The following is an 11,435-nucleotide window of genomic DNA, read 5'->3' as shown; positions in this document are numbered from 1 at the left end:
CCTTGCTTACCGGTCGTCATCACCACCTGTCGCCCATCTTCACCCACCACAAGGCGCCCGCGGTGATAATCGACACGCTCCGGGCGCGAGCGCAGCGTTTCACCGGCGATCAGCTGAAGCCGCGGAGACTGCCAATATGCCAATGAGGTAGCCATCGGCACGACTGTCATTGCTGATTCACCCTCCTGCTGATGGGCGGGAGCCGTCATGCGCGGTTGTTGACCGGCCATCTGACGCAGTGCGGGCAGCACGAACTGCAGAAAGGTCACCATGGTCGCGACAGGATTACCGGGCAGACCAAAGAATGGCACCTGGCCACCTGCTTTCTCACTACCCACTGCCACCTTTAGTGTACCAAATGCGAGTGGTCGACCCGGACGCATGGCGATGCGCCATAACGCGAGCTCACCGCAGGCTTCAAGCGCACCACGAACATGGTCTGCCTCACCTACCGAGACACCGCCGGACGTCATCACCATATCGGCGCGTGAGGCTGCATCCTGCAGTGCCACGATCAATGCTTCACGATCATCGCTCAGGATACCGAGGTCGAGTACATCGATGCCCTGCTCAACCAATAACGCAGAAAGGCTAAAGCGATTGGCATCGAAAATGCCGCCAGCCGACAAGGTCTCACCCGGCGCAGTCACTTCATCGCCAGTGGAAAAGATCGCCACCGTCAAAGGGCGGTAGACTGTTATCTCGGCAAGCCCCAATGATGCCAGAACCCCAACGGCGGCTGGTGTCAGCCACTGCCCTAGAGACACTACGTCACTGCCACATGCAATATCTTCTCCTGCCTGACGTACATTCTGGCCCTGCCGTACGCTCGACGCGCCTTCAATCACGACCCGCTCAGCGTCGCCCGCGCCAGCCGCCGGCAATGAATCAGTGCGAGCGTCAACAAGCCCTGTAGCAAAATACTGCAACTGCTCCTGCATCACGACGCTATCCGCGCCCACAGGCAGTGCAGCACCGGTCGTGATACGCAGTGCTTCACCCGCTTCAAGCGCGCGTCCGTGCCACGGGTGCCCCGCCAGCGAGCTACCGATCACGCGCAGCTCACATGCATCATTCGCCGAATCCTGCAATGTAGCGCGTGGAAGCGACGCATGCGCCAGAGCGATGCCATCCATCGCAGCATTGGTCTGCGCAGGAACATCGAGCGGCGAAACGATGGTCTCGGCCAGTATCCGCCCCACCGCCTTATCGAGAGTGACACGCTCGGTAGCACGTAAGCGCTGCATGGCAGCCAGGCTATCGCCCAGCACGGCCAATGCCTCATCGACACTCAGCATTCGCTCACCAAACATCGGGTCAAAACACGACAGGCTCATGACGTTACCTCCCGACGCGGCTGGCCACCCTCGAGGCGCCAATGTATCGGCCATGCCGAGACCCAGGCAGCCAGTGTCTCGATATCATCGAGGTCCAGCTGCTTCAAATCGACCGGCAATGTGTCTTGCACGTCAATCGTGGCACCAGGTGTAGCGAGTGCGTGAATCCAGCGATCTTCCAGCACACGCAACGGCTTGCCGACAGCACTGCGATAAAGCTCAAGCTTCGGTAACGGCCACTGCTTGAAACCTTCGACCAGGATCAGGTCAACCTCCAGGCTATCCAGCTGTGCAACCAGTTGCTCAAGGTCCGCCTCTTGTTGCTCAGGGGTTTCCATCATCAACGCGAAGCGCTTCGCCGACGCCACCAGCATGGGCACGGCGCCCGCCATGCGTAAGCGATGACTATCCTTGCCCGGCACATCGACATCGAAGGCGTGATGAGCATGCTTGATCACCGCGACCTTGAGGCCTCGCTCGCGCAGCTTGGGCAACAGTTGCTCCAGCAACGTGGTCTTGCCTGTGCCACTCCAGGCCGCGACTCCCAGCAACGGGCAAGCCGTCGGCGCGAGGCGCGCAGCCCATGCCGACGACATGCTGTTGTCTGCCTCACCACTGCCTGGCGCACCTTCGGAAGAGATCGTCGACGATTCGCTCGGGGAGGTAACAGGCCGTGAAGCATTCGCGGGGAACTCGGACATGAAGACTCTCTTGGTAATTCCTGCGTACATACCGTCATGACAGCACGTACATCCGTATGCTGTGGACATGTGCTGTGAACAATGAACATCAGATGGGGGCGATGGTGAGACACGACAAGCAGAAGTAACGTTGCAAACCGAAGGCCGTGAAATCTCATCAGAGAAAGACAATAGACTGACAGGCTCCGGAAAACACAGTGGCGACGCAAAGACGGTGCATCATTTTGACTCGCCTATCGTCGCCAGCTGCTTCTTGATGACACGCATTGCTCACTGTCATCACTGAAGAGCAAGCCTTATGCTAGCGCGAGCCGGATTCCATCTCGCGGCATTCTTCAAGGGTATTCAGATTGGCGAAGGCGTGGCTATCACCGGCCTGCACGCGAAGCCAGGCATGTTGATCAAACCAGCGGTCAATCTTGCGCTCGCCAGCCGCAAGTGCAGCCTCCAGCGACGACAGCAGACCGCGATGCATCAGACAGATCACCGGATGATAACGCTCTTCATCGGCGGCGACGGCCAGCAATGCCAATGCGTTGGGAGCGGTATCGCCCTGAACACTGAAGCCCGCGAGCTTGTCGCCGTTGGCATGATCAATCAGCGCGACACTCAAGGTATCGATCAGCTCGATGGGCAGATGAGGCACGTCACAGGCAACGATGATCACCCACTCCGTTCGGGCAGCAGCCAGCGCGCTGGCCATTCCCATCAAAGGCCCGTGATAGCCCTGCTCACGGTCAGCCACCAACGTGTGCCCATAGGCTGCATATTCGGCGTGAGACCGATTGGCATTGATCAGCACCTCACCCACCTGCGGTGTCAATCGTGCCAACACATGCTCAATCAGTGGCACACCCTCCAGCGGCACTAGCCCCTTGTCGATGCCGCCCATGCGACGTGCCTGGCCACCGGCCAGTACCACCCCCGTGATGTTGCTCGGCGTCAGTGACGCCGCAAGTTGCTCACCACTCGCGGGGAGCGGGGTAACAGCGGGAAGTTCATTCGATGTTGACATGCAGGCGTGTCCCGATCGAGCGCGACAGGTGCGCGGGTAGATTCATTACAGCAATGACTCAGTGTGCAGCCTGCCCTCGGTCAGCGTCCAGCGTGCGCTACAGCCATCACTCAGCGCATTGTCCTGATGCGATGACAGGATCACGGCACACCCCTCACGACACATTTGCTCAAGACGGGTCGCCAACTGCTCGACGGCAGCCTGATCCAGGTTGGCAGCGGGCTCATCGAGCAACAGGACCGGAGGACGCGAGAGCCAGGCGCGCGCCAATGCCAGTCGAGCGCGCTCACCACCCGACAATGAGCGCGCCGGCTGACGGGCCTTATCACTCAAACCACTCCAATCGAGCATCTCCTCGACCTGAACACGCTGCTGCCCCGCTGAACGACGCTGCGGCTGCCAGCGGGCAGCCAATACGAGATTGCCGGACACACTGGTATCGAAAAGGTAGGGTTGCTGATGCAGATAGTGTACCCGCTCAGTGCCCGGGACTGCCCATTGCAGCTCGCCACCCGTAGGTGATTGCATCCCCGCCAGCACTCTCAGCAAGGTGGTCTTGCCGCTGCCATTGTCACCTTTCAGATGCACCCATCCGCCACTATGCGCAGGGGTCCAATCAAGCAACGGCACCTGCCACAGCAAGCGGCCACTGGCATCACAAGCGTCAGCGGTGCCGCGCGCAGCGGGGGGCAGGCGGTAATGGAGGTCTCGCACACAGAGCAGGGCATGACGTGCACACGGCGCCGCAGCAGCGGTGGCTGCCGAAAGGGATTCGTCCGTCGTGGCAGACGAGGACGAAGAAGTTGGGGGGGACATCATGACTCCATACGACAATTACGGCGTGTGCGACTCAGCGCTCCATGGTCAGACGCGACAGGGCTCGATGGGCTCTCTCGGCCGACGCTATGCGGCGATTGTATTACATCGCCCCATCAGGCATGAATTCGCTTGCGCGATCGGGTCAAGCTTGCACTGCCAGCTGGCCACGGCCCCGCAGCAGCCCCAGCAGAAGATTCAGCGCCAGCGCCAACACCAGCAATACCATGCCCAGTGCAACGCCTTGGGCGTATTCACCCTTGAGTGTTTCAAGCGCAATGGCCGTGGTGATGTTGCGCGTGAAGCCGGCAATGTTACCACCCACCATCATGGCGCAACCCACTTCAGCGATGATTCTGCCAAACGCCGCCACCAGCGCTGCCATCACACCAAAGCGCGCTTCCATGACCAGTCGCCAGAGGGCCGCCGGACGCGAGGCTCCCAACTGCAACGCAGTCTCCCAGGCACGCTTGTCAACGCTGGCCAGCGCAGCATGCAGCATCACGACCAGAATCGGCAGCGCCAGCAGTATCTGCCCCATAATCATGGCCGGCTGGGAAAACAGCAGATGCCAATCACCGAGAGGGCCAGCTCGCGACAACAGGATAAATAGCAGCAGGCCCACCACGACGGTGGGCACTGCCATCAACGTGTTCACCAGCGAAATCAGTAGCCAGCGCCCCGGAAAGGCGCAGCGCACCAACACGAAGGCGATCAACAGCGCAGGCGGCACCGCCGCCAGCATGGCCAGCAGCGATACCCGAAACGAGACGCCGATGATCTCCCACAACGCGGCGTCCATGCGCAGCAGGAGGCCCATGGCCTCCTGCGTGGTCTCCCAGAGACTCACGAGCGTGGCTCGGCCTGTTCAACCTTGCCCTGAGACGGGGAAGTGCTATCAGCGGTCTGCTGGGCATCAAAGCCTGTTTCACCGTGGCTTGCATGGAACAGCGCCTTGCCCTTGAGACGGAAGTCATTGATGGCCTGTTGACCTTCTTTCGAGATCAACCACTCGGCCAGCTCACGCGCGCCGTCAGTATTCAACCCCTCATGGTTGGCCGGATTGACCAGAATCACCTGGTAAGGATTGAAGAGGCGTGCATCGCCCTCGACCAGTACCGAGAGATCGAGCTTGTCTTGCATGGCAAGCCAGGTGCCACGGTCACTCAGTGTATAATCCTGTAGTTCGCTGGCCATGCTCAGCACCTTGCCCATGCCTTGGCCGACCGACTTGTAGCCGGAAAATTCAGGCACGACATCGGCACTCTTCCAGAGCGTCAGCTCTTTCTTGTGCGTACCAGAATCATCACCGCGCGAGACAAAGCCAGCATTGGCGGTAGCAATCTTGCTCAGCGCTGCATCGACATCCTGCATACCCTTGACAGCAGCAGGGTCAGCCTTCGGCCCAAGCAGCACAAAATCGTTGTACATCACGCCATGTGGCTCCACGCCGTAACCGGCATCGACGAAGGTGCGCTCGGCACCCGGTGCGTGGGTCATCACCACATCGACATCCCCATCCTGCCCCATGCGCAGTGCCTTGCCAGTGCCGACGGCAATCACCTGGATCGTGACGTCATGCGCCTTCTCGTAAGGCGGCAACAGGTTATCCAGCAAGCCAGAGTTATAGGTGCTGGTCGTCGTGGCCAGACGGATGATGTTGTCGGCAGCCTGAACGGGCAGGATGCTCAATGCACCGAGTGACAGCGCAGCAATGGCGCCCAATAGACGATGGGCAGAGACTGAATGGCGGTGCTGCATGGTAAAGCTCCCTTGGCGTATCAATGTTGTCAGGTGAATTCTGTTATCTCTGAGCGAGCGTCATGTCATTGCAAGGGGCGTGCCCATCTTCAGCTCTGGCGTTCACATCAATGTCTCGCCTCGAACGGTATCCTGACTGGGCGCGAATCATAACGGTATTGCGCCCAGTTATGCATACATGAGTCTGTCTCTCAGCTAGCTGAGCCTCCACACTCATATTCGGAAAATACTTACCCTATTGCTGCTCGTGCAAGAAATAGCGCCACTTCGACACACATGAGCATCCGATTGCGTCATCACGTCACGCCCCATAGATGTAGCTTGGCGCTAGCTGTCTACTGCCATTGACGAGACAATGGCTAGATAAGCCCTGAACTCCGCGCCACAATGCTCGCATGCCCGACATCAATATTTGCCAGCTCACCATGCAGCCCAGAGGAACGTCATGACCGCCCACGCCACCTCTCCCTTACGAGATTCTCGTCGGGCCAGCGATGAGCAGCGCCTGCCCACCGCTTCGGTACTGATCGTCGATGACGAACCCGGTATGCGCCGCTATCTGGAAAAGGCGCTGACCTCACGCTTCGCGTTGATCGAGTGCGTCGACAGTGTCGAGCAGGCCGAAGCACTACGCTCGCGACTGCACTTCGACCTGATCCTGCTCGATATCCGTCTGCCGGGGCGTGATGGGCTGGAGTGGGATGAAGCCTTGGCAGCCGACTCGGTCAGCGACGTCGTTTTCATGACCGCCTACGCCGACCTCGACACCGCGGTACGCGCCTGCGTGCCGGTGCCAGCGACTTCATCATCAAGCCCTTCAGGCTTGAGCAGCTGCATGCGGCGGTGGATCGTTGCCTTGAACGCCGCCAGCTAGCACGTGAGAACTTCCTGCTGCGTCGCGACAATGCACGTCACCAGTCAGAAGAAGCCAGCCTCAAGGGCGAAAGCGCCGCCATGCGTGAGCTGGGGCAGATCATCGCACGTGTCGCTCCAGCTCCTTCACCGGTACTGATTCTCGGTGAATCCGGCACCGGCAAGGAACTAGCTGCGCGTGATCTGCATCGGCTATCCGGAAGACGTGGCGCTTTCGTGCCTATCAACTGCGGCGCCATCAGCCCGGAGCTGCTTGAAAGTGAATTGTTCGGTCACCTGAAAGGCGCTTTCACTGGCGCGCATCGTGGGCGTGACGGTCTCTTCAGCTTTGCCGATGGCGGCACGCTGTTTCTCGATGAGATAGGTGAAATGCCGTTGGCCATGCAGGCCAAGCTGCTGCGCGTGCTGGAAACTCGCCGCGTGCGCCCTGTGGGTGGCGAGCAGGAACAGGCCGTGGATGTGCGCATTGTCGCTGCCACACATCGCACACTTGAGATAGAAGTGGCGGCAGGCCGCTTCCGCGAAGATCTTTACTACCGCCTCAACGTACTGAGCCTGACGCTGCCCGCCCTGCGTGAACGACCAGAGGACATTCCTGCGCTAGCCCAACACTTTTCCCAGCAGCTATCACGTGATCTCGGCCTGCCCCCCGTGCCCTGGGACCATGCGGACCTGACTCGTCTCTGCCGCTACGGCTGGCCCGGCAATGTCAGAGAACTCAAGAATGTCATTGAGCGCTCCTTGTTGCTCGGCCGCCTGCCAGGCGATGCACTGCCGATCGATCCCAAGACAGCTTTGCGGGATGAGAAAAACGCGACGGATACACCAGGAAGCAACAGCTATCCACTCGAATGGTCGCTGGATGCCGTTGAGCGAGCGCATCTGTGCGCAGTACTCGAGCGTCACGCCAACAACAAATCCGCCGCTGCGCGTCAGCTGGGAATCTCGCGCAAGACGCTGGATCGCAAGCTGACGACGTGGCGTAGCAATGATGTCGATACGCACAACGATGCCGATTCGAGCAGCGGCACGCGCGATGCCGACGACAGCGCATGATCCAACGACTCCGTCATTACCTCGCCAGCTCGCTGAGACGCCGCCTGCTGCTATTGACCCTCGCCCCGCTGCTGATCCTGCTGCTGGCGCTGGTCGGATTGACGGCCTACTGGACCACGGCCTACACCGATCGCCAGCTGTACATGAATGTGCGCAGTGATCTGGACGTCTCAAGCCGTGTTCTGCAGAGTCAGCATCAGCGTCTGCGTGATGGATTGGAGGCCATGCGTCGTAATCTGCATCAGACCGCGACGACGACAGATCAGGCATCACGTCTGCTGCCACGACTGGTGCCGCGCCTGCATGCCATGCGCGAGACACTGAATGCGGATTGGCTGCGCTGGCTGCCCGCGGAGGAGCTGAGCCAGACCCCTGGCGTTGCTTCGCTGGTGCCGCAGCTGGCGCGCGGCGAAAGTCTGGATGGCCTCGACGTACTGAGCGCTGATTCATTGGCCTCACTGGACCCGACCCTCGCTGAGCGTGCGCGCCTGGCATTGCGTCAGACACCGCATGCACAGCCCAGCGCGCGACGTGAGGAAAATCGCGGCATGCTGCTGCGCGCACTGGTACCTGTCAGCAACACCCAGGGCGAGCTGCTGGGCGTGCTGGATGCTGGCCGCCTACTCAATCGTGACCCACGGCTGGTCGATGAAATACGCGATCTTCTCTATGGTCCTGGCACCCTACCCGAGGACGGTATCGGCACCATCACGTTGTTTCTCGATGATGTTCGTATCGCGACCAATGTCACCGATCTGATCGGCGAGCGTGCGATAGGCACCCGCGCCTCATCAGACGTCACTCATCAGGTGCTCGACACCGGCCAGCGCTATGTGAATCGCGCTTTCGTGGTCCGTGACTGGTTCGTGGCCGCCTATGCGCCTCTTGAAGCGCTTGATGGCCAACGTATCGGCATGATCTACGCTGGCTACCCTCAAGCACCTTATGCCGCGCTGTACCGCGAAACCCTGGTACACATCAGCCTTATCCTGCTGGCCGTCAGTCTGCTGGGCGTCTTGTTGGTCTGGAGTGGTATCGAGCACCTGATGCAGCCAATTCGCCAGATTCGCCGCGTGGTACACGCCGTGCGTGACACACCCGCGCGTGATGACCTGCGAATCGGCACGCTCACCTCACTGGGCCCTGCTCAACGCCGCGGTGATGAACTTGATGACTTGGCCGAGGAATTCGATGCCATGCTGGCGCGGCTGGAAGCCCATCGACATGAGATTCAGGCAGCGGCCAGCACGCTGGAAGCACAGGTCGAGGACCGCACCCGTGACCTCAGTACTCAAACCGACACGCTGCGTGAACGTAGCCAGGCGCTGGAAGAGCACGTTCACCTGCTACGTGAGGCGAGAGCGCGACTGCTCACCCGTGAAAAGCTGGCAGCACTCGGTGAGCTGACGGCGGGAATTGGCCATGAGATCAATAATCCTGCCGCCGTCATCCTCGGCCACGTTGAGCTGATCGAAGTGATTCTTGGCGAGCAGGCCAAACCGGTGCAAGAAGAGATCTCGACCATCATTCACCAGGTCGAGCGTATCCGCGCACTGGTCGACAATCTGCGTCAGTACGCGCGTGATCCGCATCCCATGGCGGGTGATACTGACTCGCCGGGGTCTCTGGGCACTCCTGTGCTCAGTCAGATTCATCCCGATGAGGCGATTCACAGTATCGAGGTCTTGGTCCGCCATGCACTGGACCATCAGGGCCATCAGCTAAGACATCATCTGAGCGCTACACGCCTCATCGAGGCCGATCGTGCACAGCTCACGCAAGTGTTGGTCAATCTGCTGATCAATGCTATCGAGATGGCACCCCGCCCCGATACGCTCTGCATCACCAGTGCCGACCGCGATGACGTGCTGACACCGGACCTGGCAACAGAGCAGCAGCTCGACATGCCTCCTCAAGCTGCAGTAACAGGGGTCGAGATTCGCATCATCGATCACGGTAACGGCGTGCCGGAGCATCTGAAGGCACGTATCTTTACGCCCTTCTTCACTACGCGCGCCAACGGATCTGGCATTGGGCTATCCGTCTCGTCTGGCCTCATCACTCAGCTGGGTGGCCGTTTATGGCTAGAAGATACTCCTGGCGGTGGCGCGACGTTCTGCCTGTGGCTGCCCTGTATCGCGCGACGTCATCATGAAGACAATCAAGGTCGTCATCTGCTCGAAACCCTGAGTGCCGGCGGTAGTAGTCGCGCACATTGACGATGGCCATTCGTCACTCGTTTTCTATCTTCATTCAGCTGAACGTCTTTTCCTTTCTTCTCTTCTCCTTGATCAAGCTTTTGCGCCATGCAGCAAGACAGCCCACCCTCTCCCCCGTCGAGTCACCCAGCAGAACGCACACTTGGCGAGCGCTTACGCGCTTTGCGTATCCGCCACGGTCTCTCACAACGAGAACTTGCCAAACGTGCCCACGTGACCAATTCGACCATTTCTCAGGTTGAACAGAATGCCGTCAGCCCTTCGGTCAGCTCGCTCAACAAGATTCTCGACGTCTTTCCAATATCGCTCAGTGACTTCTTTGGTGATGAAATTCCAGAGCCTCCCGCCCGCGTGCTGCGCGCTGCAGAACATTCGACGGTAGAGGAATGTGTCGCGGGCATGACGTTACAGCGGCTAGCCGCCTGGCCGACAAGCGGCCACCACGACATGACGGCTCCCAATCTCAGTATTGGCAGTCTGACAGCCAATACCAGTGTCAGCCTTCAGGCGAGCCACGACACCGTGTTGGTCGTCACGCAAGGCGGTCTGCGTATCGAGGTGCCGGGCACGGGCAGTAAACCGCTCGACACGCAGCTGTGGCCGGATGATGCAGTACGCCTCTTTGCTGGCGAGCGTTATCGACTGCATCACGCACCCAGTGACGATATAGCATCAGGGCCCTGCCGCTGGATCAGCATGACACCCGTGCGCTGACGCGTTACACACGCAGAATCATATGGAGTGCGCTAGCAGGGGAATGCTTCGGGATCTACAGAGTCGGCGAGAAAGCGTTTCACCATGGTCTGCGGACAGAAGTCTTCCAGCCATTCATCACGGATCGGATATCCTCCGGCGGCCAGTAGCTCGTTCATACGTGTCGCAAGCCCTTCGGCAGAATGTGGTGCGATCGCCTGTTCAAGTCCGCCCTTGAGTATCTCGCGGATGCCACCGCGGCAATCGACCGAGACGACCGGCGTTCCACAGGCGAGCGCCTCCATCAGCACAATACCCATACCTTCGACTCGCGAGCTGAGCACGAACAGCTTGGCCGCACGCATCCACGCATAGGGATTAGCACGTTGCCCGGCAAACGTCACACGCTCAGCAATGCCTAACTGCTCAGCCTGCACCTGCAACTCCTCGAGCTTGGGGCCTGCACCGACGATGACCAACCGTTCGACAGGCTGCGCCAACGCATAGGCTTCAAGCAGCAGCGCGTGGTCCTTCTGGGGCACTAGCCGCGCGACGTTGAGAAGGAATGGTTCATCAGGAATATCCGGCTCGTCCAGCACCGCCTGCTTGCGTATCTGGTCAATCGGGCAGGCATTGACGATGGTCTCGACATGCATGGGCTGAACGCCAAGGCGCTGCGCGACATCACGCGCGCCTTGGGCGACATCATCCGACACGCCAACCAGATGCTTGCCTTGTAGCAGACACCGCGCAAACAAGCGCTGCTTCCACTGCGGTCCCTTGAAGTCAATGCGATTCTCGAGCACATAACGTGCGCGCGGATCTTGAAAGCCCCAGACCAGCTCGAAGGTACCCAAGCCGCGGAAGATGATCCGATCGACTGTGCCGTGCTCACGCTCAAACGCGTCGAGCCAATGCGAAAACACCTTCCCCCCCGCTCTCCCTACCGGTAGTTGTCAAGAAA

General features: G+C 59.8%; 11 protein-coding genes. 4 read left to right on the top strand and 7 right to left on the bottom strand.

What is annotated here, in order from left to right; all coding sequences use genetic code 11:
• The 6 genes from BF12_RS0117180 to BF12_RS0117155 form a co-directional block, all read right to left on the bottom strand.
• Positions 1-1,337, bottom strand: a 1,337-nt coding sequence (locus BF12_RS0117180) for a molybdopterin-binding protein (RefSeq protein WP_024953341.1), incomplete at its 3' end; no start/stop codon positions are given.
• Positions 1,334-1,933: a molybdopterin-guanine dinucleotide biosynthesis protein B gene (mobB, locus tag BF12_RS0117175; RefSeq protein WP_024953340.1), complete on the bottom strand. Its 600-nt coding sequence runs from the start codon at positions 1,931-1,933 to the stop codon at positions 1,334-1,336. The genes mobB and BF12_RS0117180, both read right to left, overlap by 4 nt.
• A gap of 406 nt (positions 1,934-2,339) precedes the next feature.
• Complete coding sequence (gene mobA, locus BF12_RS0117170) at positions 2,340-3,053, bottom strand: molybdenum cofactor guanylyltransferase MobA (protein ID WP_051511132.1); 714 nt, start codon at positions 3,051-3,053, stop codon at positions 2,340-2,342.
• A 45-nt stretch (positions 3,054-3,098) separates the two neighbouring features.
• Complete coding sequence (locus tag BF12_RS20790) at positions 3,099-3,869, bottom strand: ABC transporter ATP-binding protein (protein ID WP_024953338.1); 771 nt, start codon at positions 3,867-3,869, stop codon at positions 3,099-3,101.
• Between the two features lie 145 nt (positions 3,870-4,014).
• Complete coding sequence (locus BF12_RS0117160) at positions 4,015-4,689, bottom strand: ABC transporter permease (protein WP_211242490.1); 675 nt, start codon at positions 4,687-4,689, stop codon at positions 4,015-4,017.
• Positions 4,690-4,715: 26 nt separating this feature from the next.
• Positions 4,716-5,630 carry an ABC transporter substrate-binding protein gene (locus BF12_RS0117155; RefSeq protein WP_024953336.1) on the bottom strand — a complete coding sequence of 305 codons (915 nt, stop codon included), beginning with the start codon at positions 5,628-5,630 and terminating at the stop codon, positions 4,716-4,718.
• A 445-nt stretch (positions 5,631-6,075) separates the two neighbouring features.
• On the opposite strand from BF12_RS0117155, the gene BF12_RS23020 reads away from it, so the two are divergent.
• The 4 genes from BF12_RS23020 (at position 6,076) to BF12_RS21840 (ending at position 10,492) form a co-directional block, all read left to right on the top strand.
• Positions 6,076-6,504: a response regulator gene (locus BF12_RS23020; RefSeq protein WP_248623749.1), complete on the top strand. Its 429-nt coding sequence runs from the start codon at positions 6,076-6,078 to the stop codon at positions 6,502-6,504.
• Positions 6,474-7,559, top strand: a complete 1,086-nt coding sequence (locus tag BF12_RS20785) for a sigma-54 interaction domain-containing protein (RefSeq protein WP_248623748.1) — start codon at positions 6,474-6,476, stop codon at positions 7,557-7,559. Before BF12_RS23020 ends, BF12_RS20785 begins: the two co-directional genes overlap by 31 nt.
• Positions 7,556-9,778, top strand: coding sequence for a sensor histidine kinase (locus BF12_RS0117145; protein WP_024953335.1), 2,223 nt, complete (start codon positions 7,556-7,558; stop codon positions 9,776-9,778). The genes BF12_RS20785 and BF12_RS0117145 overlap by 4 nt, the downstream gene beginning before the upstream one ends.
• Before the next feature lie 87 nt (positions 9,779-9,865).
• Positions 9,866-10,492 (top strand): helix-turn-helix domain-containing protein, encoded by a 627-nt coding sequence (locus BF12_RS21840; RefSeq protein ID WP_024953334.1) that lies wholly within the window; start codon positions 9,866-9,868, stop codon positions 10,490-10,492.
• A gap of 32 nt (positions 10,493-10,524) precedes the next feature.
• Here the strand turns inward: BF12_RS21840 and BF12_RS0117135 are convergent, their stop codons facing one another.
• Positions 10,525-11,397, bottom strand: a complete 873-nt coding sequence (locus BF12_RS0117135; protein ID WP_024953333.1) for a glycosyltransferase — start codon at positions 11,395-11,397, stop codon at positions 10,525-10,527.
• Positions 11,398-11,435: the final 38 nt, after the last annotated feature.

It is taken from the genome of Cobetia crustatorum (assembly GCF_000591415.1).
Classification (GTDB): Bacteria; Pseudomonadota; Gammaproteobacteria; order Pseudomonadales; family Halomonadaceae; genus Cobetia; species Cobetia crustatorum.
Note: the sequence above shows the minus strand (reverse complement) of the source record. Positions and strands in the feature narration are given on the sequence as shown.

Bases quoted from the DNA above. Each gene is read 5' to 3' on its own strand.
- BF12_RS20790 (WP_024953338.1), bottom strand. From the start codon at position 3,869: ATGTCCCCCCCAACTTCTTCGTCCTCGTCTGCCACGACGGACGAATCC.
- mobA (WP_051511132.1), bottom strand. From the start codon at position 3,053: ATGTCAACATCGAATGAACTTCCCGCTGTTACCCCGCTCCCCGCGAGT.
- BF12_RS0117145 (WP_024953335.1), top strand. From the start codon at position 7,556: ATGATCCAACGACTCCGTCATTACCTCGCCAGCTCGCTGAGACGCCGC.
- mobB (WP_024953340.1), bottom strand. From the start codon at position 1,933: ATGTCGTCGGCATGGGCTGCGCGCCTCGCGCCGACGGCTTGCCCGTTG.
- BF12_RS23020 (WP_248623749.1), top strand. From the start codon at position 6,076: ATGACCGCCCACGCCACCTCTCCCTTACGAGATTCTCGTCGGGCCAGC.
- BF12_RS0117160 (WP_211242490.1), bottom strand. From the start codon at position 4,689: ATGGGCCTCCTGCTGCGCATGGACGCCGCGTTGTGGGAGATCATCGGC.
- BF12_RS0117155 (WP_024953336.1), bottom strand. From the start codon at position 5,630: ATGCAGCACCGCCATTCAGTCTCTGCCCATCGTCTATTGGGCGCCATT.
- BF12_RS21840 (WP_024953334.1), top strand. From the start codon at position 9,866: ATGCAGCAAGACAGCCCACCCTCTCCCCCGTCGAGTCACCCAGCAGAA.